General features: G+C 63.1%; 14 protein-coding genes and 1 pseudogene. 12 read left to right on the top strand and 3 right to left on the bottom strand.

The features are described from left to right. Positions 1 to 524: 524 nt before the first annotated feature. Entirely contained in the window at positions 525 to 794 is a 270-nt protein-coding gene (locus E1263_RS43285) for a hypothetical protein (RefSeq protein ID WP_202868928.1), read from the bottom strand. Between the two features lie 284 nt (positions 795 to 1,078). Continuing rightward, positions 1,079 to 1,459 (bottom strand): beta/gamma crystallin domain-containing protein, encoded by a 381-nt coding sequence (locus E1263_RS17350; protein ID WP_165956650.1) that lies wholly within the window; start codon positions 1,457 to 1,459, stop codon positions 1,079 to 1,081. Positions 1,460 to 2,505: 1,046 nt separating this feature from the next. Here E1263_RS17350 and E1263_RS17345 point away from each other — a divergent pair. The 12 genes and pseudogenes from E1263_RS17345 (at position 2,506) to E1263_RS17300 (ending at position 15,685) form a co-directional block, all read left to right on the top strand. After that, positions 2,506 to 3,480 (top strand): prephenate dehydratase, encoded by a 975-nt coding sequence (locus tag E1263_RS17345; protein WP_165956649.1) that lies wholly within the window; start codon positions 2,506 to 2,508, stop codon positions 3,478 to 3,480. Next, positions 3,477 to 4,667, top strand: coding sequence for a hypothetical protein (locus E1263_RS17340; protein ID WP_165956648.1), 1,191 nt, complete (start codon positions 3,477 to 3,479; stop codon positions 4,665 to 4,667). The genes E1263_RS17345 and E1263_RS17340 overlap by 4 nt, the downstream gene beginning before the upstream one ends. A 92-nt stretch (positions 4,668 to 4,759) precedes the next feature. Continuing rightward, positions 4,760 to 5,303, top strand: a pseudogene (locus E1263_RS44360) (transposase family protein); the annotation flags it as partial. 713 nt (positions 5,304 to 6,016) lie between these two features. Next, positions 6,017 to 7,324, top strand: a complete 1,308-nt coding sequence (locus E1263_RS42750) for a terpene synthase family protein (RefSeq protein ID WP_165956647.1) — start codon at positions 6,017 to 6,019, stop codon at positions 7,322 to 7,324. After that, positions 7,311 to 8,330 (top strand): polyprenyl synthetase family protein, encoded by a 1,020-nt coding sequence (locus E1263_RS17330; RefSeq protein ID WP_165956646.1) that lies wholly within the window; start codon positions 7,311 to 7,313, stop codon positions 8,328 to 8,330. Before E1263_RS42750 ends, E1263_RS17330 begins: the two co-directional genes overlap by 14 nt. Positions 8,331 to 8,467: 137 nt before the next feature. After that, positions 8,468 to 8,761, top strand: a complete 294-nt coding sequence (locus E1263_RS43270) for an AAA family ATPase (protein ID WP_202868926.1) — start codon at positions 8,468 to 8,470, stop codon at positions 8,759 to 8,761. Between the two features lie 22 nt (positions 8,762 to 8,783). Further along, positions 8,784 to 9,140 (top strand): UvrD-helicase domain-containing protein, encoded by a 357-nt coding sequence (locus E1263_RS43265; RefSeq protein ID WP_202868925.1) that lies wholly within the window; start codon positions 8,784 to 8,786, stop codon positions 9,138 to 9,140. Positions 9,141 to 9,351: 211 nt separating this feature from the next. Continuing rightward, positions 9,352 to 10,413, top strand: coding sequence for a hypothetical protein (locus E1263_RS17320; protein ID WP_132168543.1), 1,062 nt, complete (start codon positions 9,352 to 9,354; stop codon positions 10,411 to 10,413). Positions 10,414 to 10,475: 62 nt separating this feature from the next. Continuing rightward, positions 10,476 to 11,009, top strand: coding sequence for a hypothetical protein (locus E1263_RS17315; protein WP_132168541.1), 534 nt, complete (start codon positions 10,476 to 10,478; stop codon positions 11,007 to 11,009). Beyond that, on the top strand, positions 11,006 to 12,973 hold the full coding sequence (locus tag E1263_RS17310; protein ID WP_132168539.1) for a DNA recombination protein RecN: 1,968 nt from the start codon (positions 11,006 to 11,008) through the stop codon (positions 12,971 to 12,973). The genes E1263_RS17315 and E1263_RS17310 overlap by 4 nt, the downstream gene beginning before the upstream one ends. A gap of 11 nt (positions 12,974 to 12,984) precedes the next feature. Then, positions 12,985 to 14,562, top strand: a complete 1,578-nt coding sequence (locus E1263_RS17305) for a restriction endonuclease (RefSeq protein WP_132168537.1) — start codon at positions 12,985 to 12,987, stop codon at positions 14,560 to 14,562. A 49-nt stretch (positions 14,563 to 14,611) separates the two neighbouring features. Next, entirely contained in the window at positions 14,612 to 15,685 is a 1,074-nt protein-coding gene (locus tag E1263_RS17300; protein ID WP_132168535.1) for a hypothetical protein, read from the top strand. A 312-nt stretch (positions 15,686 to 15,997) separates the two neighbouring features. Here the strand turns inward: E1263_RS17300 and E1263_RS17295 are convergent, their stop codons facing one another. Continuing rightward, complete coding sequence (locus E1263_RS17295) at positions 15,998 to 16,579, bottom strand: TetR/AcrR family transcriptional regulator (RefSeq protein WP_202868924.1); 582 nt, start codon at positions 16,577 to 16,579, stop codon at positions 15,998 to 16,000. Positions 16,580 to 16,836: the final 257 nt, after the last annotated feature.

The following is a 16,836-nucleotide window of genomic DNA, read 5'->3' as shown; positions in this document are numbered from 1 at the left end:
TCGATGGCGAACATCACCGTAACGTGGCGGCAATAACGCAGCTCGTGGCAGAAGCTAATCTACTTGCGCCGACTTCACCCCGTCGCGGCCGACGACTGAACAGAAATGTGGCGAGGTTGCTTCACCGGGTCTGGCCGACGAGGTGACGTGGTTGCTCGCCACTGAATACGGCAGCAGTCTTGGTGACATGTCGGCCCTGGCAGCGGGCTGTTGCGAGTTCGAAGTCGCTGGGCCGCCGGGTGCCGGCGGTGACGGTCGACGCGCCCTACGGGCTTCCAGCCTTGATGTTCTCGAAGCCCTCCCGGTACTTGTAGTGGAGCAGACCGACGACCAGCATGCCGCGATGAAGCAACGTGAGTGGAAGGTCAGGGCGGTGGACTCTTGACCGCCGTACTGCGTACCGGCTGCCACGAAGACGGAGCCGACCTTGCCGACAAGTGCGCCGGAGGACGTGCAGTTGCCCGGTCGGGCACCGCGCCCGGAGCTGTTTGAGGAAGCCCAGGAACTCGGTCCAGCGTTTGCGATCACGGAACCGGTAGAACATCTAGCCGGGTGGCCAGGTCCAGCGCGCCGAACATCTGCCGCACTCCGCGGATTCGGTTGTAGGTGGCCCCAACCGCGCCGGGGCTGAGGATCCGACGGACCGACTCTGCGCTGATCTTGATGTGCTTGTGCTCGGCTAGGTACTCGGCCAGCTTCGACAGGCTCAAAGTCGTGAACGCCCGGCCGAGCTTGGACGGCGGGTCTTGGCGACCCTGCAGACGGCCGAACCGCTTCGGTCGACCCCGCTCCATTTTGGGTCCAGCGCCGCGAACCCCAACTCATTGAACGCGCCGATCATCTCCCACGCATACGCGTAGGCCACATACCCCGGAAAGCTGCGGGCGGCCAACATCCAGGGTTGCTGCCCCACACAAGGGGGGAACGCGGCCTAGAGACCGCTGACGCTGGGAGCCACCGGTTTCGGGGCCGCGTTCCGATGTGGACGATGTCAACCCATTGAGAGCACTCTCTTGGCGGAAGGTCGCTTTGCCTATGGAGACCATCTCTCAAGTCGATACCACCACACACCCCTCAACTACGGACAGGGGGTGCCGGGTGGGTTGATGCGCAGCTCGTAGATGTGGCCGTAGTACTTGTAGATCACTTGGTTCTTCGGGAAGCAGTGGCGATACTCCGAGCCGTCACCTGGGGCGTAGATGAACCAGCCGGCGTTGTTACCACTGGAGAAACCGTTGACGTATTTCTGATTGATATTCATCTCGCCAGCGTTGGCGAAGCAACGCCGGGCGGCCAGCGTCGCCGCCGGCTCCTGGAACCTGACGCCGAAATACCCGCTTTCGAACGTGCAGCGGACGATATTGACCTCGTTGATCGCGTAAGCCGGCACCGTTCCGATAACCCCGACAGTCACCGCGCCTGCGGCGATTGCAGCCAGACGGCGTTTCATTGTTTTCATTGATGAATCCTTCATGAGGCGGTTGACGAATTAAACCCAGCAAGGCTGGTGGGACACTGCAGGCAACCTGGTGATTCATAGCGACCGTCACATCGCACTGAAACGTTTCACTGACACCTAGAAACTCGACCTCCACAGGGCATCGATGACCCCAATTCACTAGGCGACCAGCCGACCGATCCCCCAAATTCACGCTAGGCGATGGTCCGGCGAATTGGTGCGGTCTGACAGAGATCTACGGATCAAGATCCCGAACCCTGCGGATCTCCACAGGGTTTTCTTCCTTCGATACCGGAAGACCGGCCAGTCGTTGACGAACGATTTGAGTGACTGCGGTGCCTGCTCGGTGGCGGGCGACGGCTGTGGTCGGTCCTGGTTCCGACCGCCGGCGCCGTGCCGGCCCGGTACGGCGTACTACAGGCGAGCGTCTCCGTCGATCTGAACGCCTCGGCTACTCGACCACCAAACATGGGACTGAATCCTGATGGGGTCGGCGCAGCCTTCTACAGAACCCGCGTCACGGCCGGATCCCGGCTGCTGCTGATCACCGCCGCCGCGAACCACGACGACCCTCGCCGGCTTCCTGCCGCCCACCGTCCGACTGACTCACGCACGTCCTCGACGAACGGCACCGTTGCTCGCTCGAGTGGTCACCTGCCATCGCACAGCCGCGGTGGTATCGACTGGAGCAATGATTGCCATGGGCAAAGACAGCCTTCTGCTCTACGTGACGCTACGGGTACTGTCTGCACATCCTCATTGCTTCGAAATCCGCGGAAGGTCCCAAGGGAATCTCTGCCTGATTGTTCATCTGACGGGAAAGTGCCGGCGGTCCGAGCGATCACTTCCTGGACTTGTGAGCGCGGGAAAGCCGAGCGGAGCGCGATCCACACGGCCCACAGGCTGCGCGGTTTAGATAGTCGATCTGCGGGTCATCCCCAAAATCGGCAATTACATAAAACGAATCCCCCGCTGGAACTTCAAGTCGTTTCCGGCGGCAGCACGGCCATTCGCTACTGCTGCGCAAAGAGAAAGGTACCGGGATCGTGAGGCGAAATTCCACCCACGTAGATCACGCTGACACTTGGCCGGCGGCGCCGCGGAAACTGGTCGCCATTCAGGGGATCGAAGGCTCGTTCCATCACCAGGCGGCGTGCGAACTACTGACAGAACCGTTCACGATCATGCCATGCACGACCTTCAGGCAGGTCTTCGACGCCGTAGGCAGCGGACGCGCGCATAGTGCAGTCGTGGCCGTCGAGAACAGCGTCTACGGCTCGATCAACGCCGTCCACCGACTGCTACAGACCGCGACAGTCCAGGTACAGGCAGAAACTTGCCTGAACGTTGACCAGTACCTGATCACCGCAGGGAGCCTCAGCCTCGAATCCATCACCGACGTAATCTCTCAAACGCCGGCCCTGGAGCAATGCGAGACCTGGCTAGGCGCCCATCTCCCCCACGCCCGCCTGGTCGAGGGCGATGACACAGCGATGAGTGTGCGCGATGTAGTGGCCCGGTCAGACATTCGCTGGGCAGCCGTAGGCGGCGAACATGCGGCGAAGAGATACGGCGGAACCATCGTCGCCGGGCCAATCAACGACGCCCCCAACAACCGCACGAGATTCTTCCTGATCGACAATTCACCGGTGGCCGCGTCGATGGCTGGCAAAACCTCCGTCATCGTGAGCACTGGGCCAAATTCCGGTTCACTGCAACACTCGCTAAGCGTTTTCGACGTGCCAGGGGTGAACGTATCGCGGCTCGACAGCCACCCCATCCCGGGAAGCGCCTGGCGCTATTCGCTGTACATAGACTTCGAGTCGTCCAATACCTCCGGACTCGGCGCCAGGATCATCGACAGCCTGCGGGCACAAATGTACGCAGTGACGGTCCTAGGCAGTTACCCCCCAAGCGAAATTCATCGGCTGGACGAGGACGAGGTTTCCGTCGGCCAGAATGCAGCTCGCAGCTCGGTCCACACAGCCACACGACTCCCCCCATTGGAAAGCCACCAGTGATAGAGATCTCGGCACCGGCATCCACGTCCCACGGTGTTCCGCCCGGCGAGCTGCGTATCGACAGATACAGCCACTCGGCCAGGATCGACACCATCCGGACCCTTCTAGGGAATAAGCAGCACCTCGTGAACCACCTCGATACAACGCTCAGCGAAGACGACGTCGCTGGAAACATCGAGAACTTCGTCGGCGCTGTACCGGTACCACTCGCCCTGTGCGGTCCACTGCGCATCTCCGGATCTGCAGCAGCCGGGACCTTTATCGCTCCCATGGCGACCCTCGAAGGTGCCCTGGCCGCGTCCTACTCACGTGGCGCAAAAATGATCAACGAGTCAGGAGGATGCGAAACCCTGACCTACGACGACTACTTCCTGCGTTCCGCGCAGTTCCAGACCGGCTCCCTTCGAGAGTCCGGCGAACTACGACGCTGGATCACCGCACATCGCAGCACCATCACCGAAATCGTCCGCGCTACCGGAAACCACATCGCCGTGACGGACCTGGCCGTGGACTGTCTCGGCTCCACGGTCACCATCTCGATTGCCTGCTCAACCGGCGACGCTATGGGCAGCAACATGGTCAGCAAAGCAATAGCCGCCGTGGCACGCTATGTGTCACAAAGCAACGACCTGGTCCATCATGCCCACTTCCCGCTTTGCGAGGACAAGAAGAACATCCCTGCCCGCACCAAGGGCAAGAAGGTCATCGCGCGAACCGTCCTCACGGCAGAGGTGATGCAACGACTCGGACGGACGACGCTACACGAACTCGACGACTACATCAGGGATGCGAAGGACATGCTGGCACTGAACGGCGCGACGTCGCTCAACGTGCACGGAGTCAACGGGATGGCCGCACTGTTCCAGGCATTCGGACAGGACATGGCCTACCTCGGCGAATGCTCCCAGTTGATCCTGAGCTCGCGGTTCATCTCTGAAGGCGAGCTCGAGGTCACCCTCACAGCGCCAACGATCATCGTCGGCACGATCGGCGGCGGAACTGGTCTGTCCGCCTATGAGGCTACGCTCGAGATGGTTGGCTGCTACGGCGACGGCAAAGCAGCCAAACTCGCCGAAATCATCACCGCATTCATGCTGGCCGGCGAAGTCAGTTGCCTCGCCGCACTGTGCAGCGACGAGTTCGTCGCCGCACACGAGACGCTCGGCAAGAATCGGCCGCCCGGCTAGCCTCCACGTTTCACGGAAATTGGCGGGACGCGTGAGGTGAAAGGGCGAGAGTGCCTTGTCCGTAAGGGAAAATTGGGCTTGTCGAAGTCCAGATCGTCCCGAGCAGGAAGGCACTCTCAGGTGAGGTTAGCAAGGCGGCGCGTCGGTTCAGGGTGTCGGCGGACGGTAGAGGGATCGTGTCGCATGCCGGGACCGCGTTGTTGCGGGGAGTTGGCGGCCGCGACCGGGCTGGTCGACGGGTGGACCGAGGCGTTGATCGACGATGGTGGGAACGCGTTACGGCATCTGCGGACGCTGCGGGACCAGCCGCACCTGGTTCGGGCCGGTCGCTGCCGACCCGACCGCGTGGCGCCCTAGTACGAGAACGAGCCTGGACGGTCGGCGCAGGCCCGGACCTGACCAGACCAGACAACTGTGGCTCCACTTCGACGTGACCCTGCTGACCGTGCACTCGGACAAGGAAAACGCAGCACCCAACAGGAAGGCTTCGGGTTCCACGCCCTGCTGTGCTACCTGGACCGCCCAGACATCGCCGGCGGAGAAGCACTGGCCGGGCTGCTGCGGCCAGGCAACGCCGGCAGCAACACCGCCACCGACCACGTCGCCCTGCTGGACCAGGCCATCGCAGCACTACCCGGTCTGAAGCCTGCATTGCGTGGTCGGCTGTTGAGTCTCGTGAGGTGGGTGACGGTCGGGTGGTCTCAGGGCTTTGGTGAGGGCCCGGCGTGGTTGGGCTGAGCGTGGGTCGCGGTGGCGTGAGGTTTCGGGGGTGGACCCGGGCTGGTCTGTTGGGGCTCGGTGTGGGCTGGTGCGACGTTGAGCACTGTTCAGTCGTTTGTGCGGCCGGGGGGATGGTTGAGGGTGCTCAAGGTGGGTTGGTGCTGCGGCCTTGAGCGCGGTTCGACGGTTTCGGCGGGTGGCAGATGGCTGGTAGGGGCTCAAGGTGGCACTGGCCCCGCGAAGCGGATCGCGCACTGGAAGAGAGTCCGCCCGTACCGTCGGCGATCCTCGATGCCCTTGGCGCGAACCCGCGGGGAACACAATCTCGATGAGACCGTCAGCGTGGACGACCGAGTGCTGATCCGGATCCCTCGGCGGCAATGTGTACAGCGTCGGAGAATCGGCTACCTGAACGCCAGAACAGCCGCGGTGGTATCGACAGGATCAATGGTCTCCATGGGCAAAAGCAGCCTTCTGCTCTGAGTGATGCCATGGGTAGCGTCTGGGCATGCTCAATGCCTCGAAAGCTGCGGAAGGTCTCAAGGAGGCTCCGCTACTTGAGTGGTCTTCTGCTGAGTATGGTCCGGCGCCGAATCGTTGGGAGGTCCGGGCGATCACTTCCTGGACTTGTGAGCGCGGGAAAGCCGAGCGGCGAGGTTGCGAACCCGATTCGACGGAACCTGCGGCGGACGAGCGAGGTTCTGCATGAGTATCTGTCCACCCTCCGCGCGGTCGCAGGTCATGAAGTTTCCTTTCCAGAACTCAGTGTCGGAAAAGGGAACTATTCGGTCGCTCAACACCAACTTCTCGCCGGAGGTCGTTCGATGACGCAAGGTCGCCTCATCGTTGGCAATGAGAGCCTGATAGTGCCCGAGCTCAATTTGCCGTTCGCAAGCTTGCTCCATCCGGGTGCGGTCGCCGCAGGCAAACATTGTCTGGGCTGGGCGTACCGCATGGGGCTCGCACGCAATGACATCGCAGTGCGTCATCTCCTGGCTGCGAGGCTTGAGCGGCTCGGTGCGCGTATCCATCCCCACGCGGGCCAGACCACTGTGGATCTGGTGACGGACTGGCTGGCCTGGATCGTGGTGTTCGACGATCACTGCGACGAGGGCGAACTGCGCTACGACCTCCAACTCGCGCGTACGGTCTTCGACGAGCTCATGTCGGCGCTGACCGAGGACTGTGCATCGGTCCAGACCAGGACCACATTGGGCAAGTCGTTCGCCGACCTGTGGCAACGCACCGCCGCGGACATGAGCCTGGAATGGCGCCGCCGGTTCCGTGGAGGTACGCGGATCGTTCTCGATTCCATCAACACGGAGATGACGCGACAGGCGTCGGGGCGGGTCCCCACCGAGAACGAGTTGGCAGCCGAGAGAGCCAGCGGCAGCATCAACCGCACCGCCATCGAGGTTTGGCTGGCCTGTGCAGGTATCGAGATTCCGGCCCGATTGTTCGGCACCGAAGCCGAGCCCGGTCCCGCTGAGAACTTGATGCGCATCGCCGAAAACATCATCTGGTGGTGCAACGACATTCTGTCCCTGGAAAAGGACATCACCTCGCATGATCAGAGCAACGTCGTCATCGCGACGCGACATGGCCGTGGCTGCTCTTATCAAGAAGCAGTGAATGTCGTCGATCTGAACATCAAGAACGGAATCGAAGAACTCCTACTCGAGGAAAAGCGGTTTGCCGACCTCGCGGGCCCCGATCTGGCCAAGACGGTGCAGGATTCCTGTGTCATGATCCACAATCATCTCGGCGGCAATGTTGAGTGGCTGCTGGAAACTGCTCGCTATCGGGAGGTGGCGCCGGTCGAATTTGGCAAAGCCGCAAACTATCTGGAGTCCTGCCTACTTGTCGGAGATTCCAAGAAAGGTGCCGGACCGACTTCTCGGTACGCAGCGGGAGTCGATGGCCATGAACTTCCATGAAAACCGCCTCCCTGGCTGGACCAACGAGTTCGCCGAACAGGCTCTGCACGCTGCCGTCAACGGGCTCGAGGATCCGCTTGGCAACATCGCCGCATATCATTTCGGCTGGCAGACCAGCACCGGTGAACCCTCGACGTCCCCGGCGGGAAAAAAACTTCGTCCCATTATGACCATCGCCGTCGCGGAGGCGCTTGGCGGATCCGTGGAGGACGCGCTTCCCGGAGCGCTGGCCGTCGACCTGGTCCACAACCAGTCGCTGATCCACGACGACATCATCGACGCTGACAGTATTCGAAGGCATCGGCCTGCGGTATGGGCGGCATTCGGCACGCCCGAGGCCATCCTGGCCGGTGACGCCGTCCTCACCTTGGGGTTTCAGGTGCTGCTCGACAGCCCAGTGGCCGCCCGCGCGGCCCGCCATCTCGCCGAAAGCTTCCAGTACATGTTGCGCGGCCAGATGCTCGACTTGGACTATGAGCAACGCTCCGACGTCACAGTCGACGACTACATCACCATGGCGGCGGCCAAGACAGGTTCGCTCTTCGGCTGCGCGGCCGGCCTCGGCGCCATCTGCGCGCGAGCGCGCGAGGAAACGGTCCAGGAGATGAACGTGTTCGGTCACCATGTGGGAGTCGCATTCCAGCTCATCGACGACATCCTGGGCATCTGGGGCACGCCCGACGCCGTCGGCAAGCCCGTCTCCACCGACGTGCGACGCCGGAAGAAGTCCGGTCCGGTTGTCGCCGCCCTCACGGCCGACAACCCTGGGGGCGAGAACCTTCGCCGGATGTACGCACGCCCGGAGCCCTTCAGCGAAGACGAAATTTCTCTGGTCACACAACTTATCGACAAGGCCGGAGGACGATCCCAGGCGGAGTCGATCTCCCAGCGATACATGACCCTGGCCCGTGACGCACTCGATCGGCTGTCCTTCGTTCCTGGCAGCCGCCAATCCCTAGACAAGCTGCTCAACAGCACAGAGTTTTCCATCCACCGCACACACTGATTAACGGATGGCGCCCTGGCATTCCCGCAGAGTGCTGCGGCTGTGACCGCGCCGATCCGCTGTTGATCGTCGTTCTGGATGACGACCTGGTGGTTGGCCTGTCGTGGCACCGCACACTTGTCGTAGGGAGGAAGTCGATGCCGTCACACCGTCCGACACCGGAGCAGGAAGATGCCGTGGCTGCCTTCCGCAGAGGTGACGACCTGGTGCTGCAAGCCGGCGCCGGGACCGGGAAGACCACGACATTGACGATGCTCGGTACGGCGACGCGACGGCAAGGCCGGTACTTGGCGTTCAACAAGTCGATCGCGGTCGAGGCTGAGCGGAGGTTCGGCAGCAACATCCGGAGCTCGACCGCGCACAGCCTGGCTTTCAAGGCGGTCGGCACCGGTTCAAGGAGCGGATGGACCGGTCGCGGATGTCCACGGTGAGGCTGGCACAGTCGCTGGAAAGGTGCCGTTCAAGCACGATCACTACCTGAAGATGTGGGCACTGACCCGCCCGCAGATTCCCGGCGAGTTTCTATTGCTGGACGAGGCACAGGACCCGGCAGTCGAGCGGGTCTTTCTCGATCAGGGCAGGCACGCACAGCTCGTCATGGTCGGCGACTCCGCGCAGGCCATCTACGGTTGGCGCGGCGCTCGGGATGTGATGACTGGTTTCGGCGGCCGGCAACTGGCGCTGTCTCAAGTCTTTCCGATTCGGCTCGGCAATCGCGACCGAGGCCTACCAGCGGCTGACGATCGCCGGGGCCCGGATCCGTCTGTCCGGCAGCCCAACGGCAACCCGCTGCCAAGCCATCGCCAATAACGGTGTCCACCGCAATTCACGCACACCTCGTGCAAGAGCGGGCCTGTTGCCGGGGACAACAGCCTGCCCCGCCCTCGACACGCGAAATGTAGCGGAGCGTGAGCGGGGCAGATATTGTCGCCGACATGACGCCGGTGACGGGTGACAGGAGGCGCGCTCCAGGGGCCGGGGTGGGGGGCGGGTGCGTCGGCGTGGGATCGGATGAGCTCTGATGGCAAATCCCGCCCTGCCTGATGTGCCGCAACTGTTCGCCAGGTTCGACAGCGACGCCGGGTCGTCCGGGGCCGCGCGCGATCGCTTCGAGATGCTGGTCACCGACCTCGTCAAGGTGAAACACCCTGATGCGACAACGGTCGAAGGCCCCGGGAACCGGGACTGGGGAATCGACACGTTCTGGGGGCAGCTGGCCGGTGGCTCTGTCCTGGTCTGGCAGTCCAAGTACATCCGCGACTGGCAGGACAAGACGCCACAGTCGCAGATCAGGACCTCGTTCGAAAGCGCTGTAAAGCACGCGACCGCAGAGAAGTACAAGATCACAGCCTGGACGCTAGCGGTGCCGTGCAAGCTGGCACCGGACCAGCTGAAGTGGCTCCAAGGCTGGGCAAAGCGACAGTCGGCAGCCACCGGAATCGCGATCCAACTGTGGGACGGCACCGAACTGCGCAATCAGCTGCTCACCCGGGACGCCATGGACGTCCGCCGTGAGTACTTCCCGCATACTGTGGAATCGATACCAGTTGCCTTGGGCATCCAATCCGCCGAGCCGATCGCGGTGACCGACGACTTGACGCAGTTCGAAGGAGCCTTGTTCGTGCGCCAGTTACGCGAGGCGGGCAGCGTTGAGACCGACTCGGCGTGCGCCCACTTCTTCGCGACCGACGCACTGATCAGGGACTTCGAAGCGAAAGGCCACGAGGATGCGATGACCTCGATGACGGAGCTGCATCTCGAGGTGCACGACATCTGGGAACGCAACTTCAACGAGCAGTTAGTGACGGCGCAGGACGACGGACGACTGCCTCGTCTGCTGAGTCTCGTCACCGATGCTGCGGCGGCCTGCCCCAATCCTCACGGGTTGCACCTCGCGCGAGCCCACAAGAAGGGCACCGCCCACCGCCTGGTCGAGCAGAAGAAGGCCGGCTGGGTCGCCCACTGGCGCGACGTCGCCGCATCACACGTGCAGCCGGGGGCCGTCGAAGGCGACGTCGTACAGGTTCCCGATGGCAACGCGCCTGCCATAGCAGGTCAGGCTGAGCCGGTGGCGACACCTTGACCGCGACGCAGGAGGCAGCCACCTTCAGGCCCGAGGACAATACTCGGTTCAGGCTCGCACGGATGCTGTTGCTCCTGGCTGTGGCACAGCAGGAGGGTCGGAAGATTCAATCGCTCGACCGACTGGGGTATTACGACTTCTTCGCCGACAATCCGTTCATCGTCCTCGATGGCAGTAAGAAGACTGATCCTGTTGATGCCGTGACGCTGGAGATCGCCGGATTCAGCCGCGCCCAGCTCGCCTATGCGAGCTCTGGCCAGCGGTTCGCGTCCCGCCGACGGCGGCTCCAGCACGATGTCGCTCAACTCGTCGCCCTGAGACTCGCTGCGATCGACAGCAACGGGTACGTCATCACACCCCAAGGTGCACAGGTTACCGAGGCGCTCCGCACGGCATACGCGGATGCCTACCGCAAGTCGTCCGAGATCGTACTGCGCCGTCTCTACCCGATGTCCGCGAAGAGCCTGGAATCGAACGTCGAGACCTGGCTCGGCCACTCGTCCCTGCTGCTCGACCTCCTCGATGAAGTCACCGACGCCGTCGTACCCCCGCTGTCCGAACTTCCTGCAGCTCCACCCGACGGAGGCAACCGATGACCGGAATTCGCATCGGCCAGCTACGCCTCGCGGGGTCCACCGGCTCGGACCGGACCTACGGCGTGAGCTTTCGCGAACGCTCGACGATCCGCTCGCTCTCGGTGATCGCCGGACCGAGCCAGACCGGCAAGACCACCATCCTCGACTACATCCGCTACTGCCTCGGAGGCAGCACGCATCCTCAACACGAGGAAGTCCTCCAGGCGGTCCGGTCAGCTCTGCTGGAGACCGAGCTCGACGGCTCGCCGACTGTGATCGAGCGTGCCGCGACCGGTAGCGCATCCAAATTCGCTTCGGTCTGGACATCGAGGCTTGATGAGCTGAGATCGGCGGACGAGCTGCGCCTGAGTGTAGAACCGGTGGGCGACTCTGACGGGCTCTCTCAGTTCCTCCTAGCTGCCTGCAATCTGCAAGGTGTCTTGCTTCCAGAGTCAGCATCGAAGGACGAAACAGACAGCGACCTGCTGAGCATCCGCGACCTGTTTCGGGTCATCTTCGTGCCCAACGAACGGCTCGATAACCGCAGTCTGGTTTTCGAGCAGGCGAACCACATGGTGCGCCAGAAGTTCCGTCAGTCGATCGACGCCATGTTCGGCATCCACGACAACGAGCAGGCCTTCCTGGCCGCTCGGTACCGCACTGCACGCGAGAACGCCCGGATCGCCGAGGGAAAAGCACGCGCGCTGCGGCAGTTCGCTGACTCGGAACATCCCCGCGGACCGATGCAACTGGAGCTGGACCTGAGCGAGGCCGCATCAACCATCGCCTCGCTCGGTACCGAGCTCGCAGCATTAGACGTGGAGCAACGAAGTACGCAGGCTGCCTCCGTGAACCTGCGTCAGCAACTCGATCGGGCCCAACGAAACGCCAAGGACGCCCAAATCCGCGTCAGCGATCGCCGCAGCCTGATCACGCGCCTGGACGCTCTCCGCGGTCAGTATGCCGACGATCAGCGCAAGCTCAACTTCCTGCTCGAGGCCGAGCGGCTCTTCGATCCGTTGCAGGTCACGACCTGTCCGGCCTGCTTCAACACACTCACCACCTCACCTGTCATCGTGGACGGTCACTGCTCGCTTTGTCACAACCCGGTTGATGACCATGACTCGCATGATCCAAGCCAAGCTTCCGTTGCTGTCCTGGAAGCCGAACTCCGAGCCGTTAAAACCCGGTTGAAGAGCCTCAACGACTACGTGCAACGCCTCACCCTGCACCAGAACGTCTTGCTCGAAGAGAGCGTCGTGGCCAACGAGGCAGCTGACGCCGCGGCTCGTGCAGTCGACGCGATCGTCACAGCGCCGGCCCCTTGGCTTGCGATTCGGGACGGCTTGAACGAACGTCTCATTCAGGCCACGCTGGTCCAGCAGTCTGCACAGACCGGGCTGGCGGCCTGGCAGCGGGTGACCGAAGCGGACGCCCAGGCCGAGGAACTGGCCAATGAGGCCAGACGGATCAATGCACAGCGGAAGGAACATCGCGAGCGCCCGGATCGAGCCGAACTGATCCACGACCTGTCAGCACGCTTCGGTCAGATCCTCACCGAGATCGGCTACCCAAAGCTGCAGGATCCGTTCATCGGGGACGACCTGGTTCCCCATGTCCGGCATCTTCCTTACACGGCCGCCAGCAGTGGCGGCATGGTCCTGATCGCCTTGGCATGGAATCTCGCGCTCTGGGAGATTGCGCACGAGCGGGATGCGGACGCTCCCGGCCTGCTGATCATCGACAGCCCGCAGAAAAACCTGGGCCACAACTCCAAGGGCGACGACCGTGACTTCGCCGACGCGCAACTGGTCGAGAACTTCTACGCCCATGCGAAGAACTGGCTGGCCACAGACGGCGCCGGCGCACAGCTCATCGTGGTCGACAACTCTCCTCCCGAGAGTGTTGACGAGGACATCGTCATCCGCTTCACCCGGCGGGCGGACTCTCCGCCGTACGGTCTGATCCCGGAAGCGACCAGCTAGGAGGTAGCCAGATGGCGAGCCGGGGAAAGAACACAGACTGGCGCCGAGCAGCGGAGGCTCAACGCCGGGCTAACGAGCGCACCCAGGCACAGGCGGCCCGGGAGTTCGAACGGCAGCGGAAGGCTCTGGAGAAGGAGCAACGCGAGGCGTACGTTCAGTCGCGGCTCGACGAGGCCGATAGGCTGACAGCACAAGCCGAGCATCGGGTAGGCGAGCTCTCCGGACTTCTCGCGAGGTCGCTCAAGGGACCGCCACCGCGGATCGATTTCAACTCTCTGCTGCGCAGGCGGACCGTCGTACGCCTCGATCTCGGGGACGATGCACGCCCCGCGCCGGAACCTGGCTGGGGGAACTACGCCCCCTTCCCGCCCGGCGCCCTCTCTCGACTCTTCGGCGGCGAAGGTCGCTACGCGAGGCGGCAGGCCGAAGCCGAGCGCGCCTTCGCCCGAGATGTCGAAGCGCACAAAGCCGCTGAAGCCGCCCGACTCGGACGTGTCGCGAACCTGAGAAGCCAGCAGGCGCGCGAACAGGGCGCTGAGGACGCGGAGACCGCCAAGCACAACGACGAAATCAAGCTGTTTGCCCAACGAGTGCGAGCCGGCGACAGGCTTGCTGTTAGCCGCTATTTCAAGATGCTGATCGAACGGACGCCAGATCCCAGGGGGTTTCCTACCCGCCGCCTGGCTGGTTACGTGCCCGAGTCGAACTTGCTGGCTCTCGAATGGCGCATCCCCGGAGTCGAAATCATCCCGGATAAGAAGACGTTCAAGTACATCAAGACCCGGGACGCCATCGAAAGCACACCCCGCCCTATCGCGGACGTACGGAAGCTCTATCAGCAACTCGTAGCTCAGATGGCGCTCCGAGCCCTCCAGGTGGTCTTCAGCGCGGCTGAGCGTGAGCTGGTCACTACGGTCGTCTTCAACGGAATCGTCAAGGCGATCGACCCGTCGACCGGTCAGACGATCAAGCCCTGCCTGATCACCCTGCGAGCAACCCGCGACCAATTCGAAGGGCTTGTCCTCGAGAAGTTGGACCCGGTCGCCTGCATCCGCAAGTACTTCGCCGCCGAAGTCTCCCCGCACCCGGACGAACTCCAGGCAGTCCAGCCGGTCATGACCTTCGACAAAGCCGACCCACGTGTCATCGATGCCGTCGACATCATCAGCGGCATCGACAAGCGCCCGAACCTCCTCGAGCTGACCCCGAAAGAGTTCGAACACTTCATCCAGAACCTCTTCAATCGCATGGGCTTCGACACACTGCTCTTCAAAGCCGACGGCGACGGTGGCGTCGACTGCGTCGCCTACGACCCCACCCCGATCCGCGGCGGCAAGTACGTCATCCAAGTGAAGCTCTACCGCAAGACCGTTCAACCGGCGGCGGTACGCGACCTCTACGGCACCATGCAACACGAAGGTGCCACCACCGGCATCCTCATCACCACCAGCGGCTACGGCCCCTCCAGCTACACCTTCGCCAACGGCAAACCCCTCCAACTAATAGACGCCACGGGCCTCCTCGCCCTCTGCAAGGAGTTCAACATCCCCGCCCGCATAGTCCCCACCTCCGCCAAACCGACACCTTGAGATTCTCGTGACCGAGCGGCAGGCTGCGACGTTCTAGGAGCCGTCCTACATGACTCAGCTGTACGAATATGTCCGCGTCGTCTTGCTACAGACCCTATGGATTCCCATGGTGCTGACGTTGAGCGCCATGTTCTTCTGGATGCCTCTGACGCGATGGCGCGGAGCTGTGCGCCAAGCCGGCAGCTTCCGCATCCCAGCGACAGCGCTGCTTACCGGCCTCGGAGCATTCGGTGTGCTGGTCTATCTCTTACTAACCCTGGCTATGTACGAGAAAGATGCGTGGCTTGGCGACTCAACCTTGATGGTTCTCTGCGGTATCACCGTCACTCTGGCCATCTACGTACCTGGCGCTGTTGATAGGTTGGCTGCCAAGGACCTGGCATGGCTCACCCGGCACGGCGTCGATGATCAACAGATCCGCGACCTCGCGCGGGAGCGTGTCCGGTCGAACATCACCAGCATCATCGCGGTGTCGCTGCCTACAGTCCCCATAGCGAGTGGCTTCGCCGGAGCATGGCGGGGTGGCATAACGATCCTGGGACTGGCAGGTGCGGCCTGTCTTCTCCCCGCCCTTGTCCTGATGGCAATCATTGTGATTGTCGAGGTACGGATGCGCAGCACCGACGTACTTCTGCGGAGACTTGGGCGTGCGTGCGATCCGGCATCCCAACCACCAGCGGAACTTCCGCCGCAAGGCCCGTACACGACATTGGAACCCACGCGAGCACCGGCCGAACTATGGTCCCAGGCACGCACGCCAGAGCGGTACGCGCTCCTGAGCGCCCTTAAACCCCTGCACAACACGTTGTGGCGCAGGGCAAAGACCCTGCCAGGGCTCGACCAGAAGCAGATCATGCTGTCCGCGCGCCCACTGTTCGCGGAGCTGATCGACCTCGCGAACGGCACGCGGACGATCGGGTCGAGCGAGACCATCACTCGCGTGATTCGCGTTGCAGTGATCGGAGACCTGAGCCCACTTGGCCCGGGATGGGCAGCACCACGCGACACGACCAACTACCGGGCATGGAACCCCTCAATCGCCCGCCGCGTCGTGGCAGTCGTTGCAATCGTCGGCTCGCTGATCGCGCCGTTCCTGGCCCTGCTCGACAAGTTCCGCAGGTAAGCCTCAACGATCACAAACCGCGTTCGGTACGGCGGACCAACGTAGTCTGTTCGACGGCTGGTCTGGCGAGCCTGTCGCCTGGGCGCGGGTTGGCGAACCGGCGATTGGCCACGAGCGGACCGAAGGCGGTCAGGCGGCGGTGACCGCACGAATGACACCGACCGAAGCGGTTCGGAGGTACGGCCCTCTCTCCGAAGTGATCGTTGGCCGGCAGGGCGGATTCCAGTCGGTCACGTACGGCACCAAGAAGTAGCCGCCACCCGCCGGTCACCGAGACTCGAACCTGGACGCCGTCAAGGCCCACCTCGACGGTTAGACGTCGCGACGAGCCAGTACGGCGAGCGCCGCGTCGAGGAGGGTGGCGTGAATCTCGGCGTCGACCTCCTCGCCGGGCGGGAGGTCGACGGACATCGCCGCACCGAGGACCTCGATCGCCGCCATGGCGCGGAGCCGGTCGGCGTTCGTGGGATTGATGCCGCCCAGCCAGAGCTGGAAGCCGCGGCTCATCGCGAGGATGCCCTCAAGGTCCTCGTCGAACGCGGCGAGGATCGCGCCGATGTCGCGCATCAGGGACGGACCGATCGTCCGGTGCTTGATCGTGACGTCTAGGTAGGCGCTGAGCACGTCCCGCTCCGCCTCCGGCGACCACTCGAGCCCCTCGATGCGCACCATCACCTCGCGCGCGTCGTCGAGGAAGGTGCCGATGATCGCGCGCAGCAGCTCCTGCTTGGACTTGTAGTGGTAGTAGAGCGACGCCTTGGTGATGCCGACCTGCTCGGCAATCTCCCGCAGGCTCGTCTTCTCGTACCCCTGCGCCGAAAACAGGTCGAGCGCGGCCCGATGGATAGCCGCCTTCGTGTCCCGGGGATTCGTCACCTGCTGCACGTCACCCATCCTCTCATCTTGTCCAACTACCGGTCGGCAGGTAGTCTACTTACCGACCGACAGGTAGAGGATACCTGCTGACCACTGGGAGGGGTACGAGGTGTTCACAAAACTCGGGCGATTCGTCGTCGGCAATCCATGGAAGGTGATCGCTGCGTGGGTGGTCGCGGCTGTCGCCGTGCTCGCCTTCGCGCCGACACTCGGCGATGTGACCAGCAAGGACCAGACCAGCCTCCTGCCGGACAAGTACGAGTCGGTCCAGGCAC

The organism is Kribbella antibiotica, from assembly GCF_004349055.1.
GTDB lineage: Bacteria > Actinomycetota > Actinomycetes > Propionibacteriales > Kribbellaceae > Kribbella > Kribbella antibiotica.
Note: the sequence above shows the minus strand (reverse complement) of the source record. Positions and strands in the feature narration are given on the sequence as shown.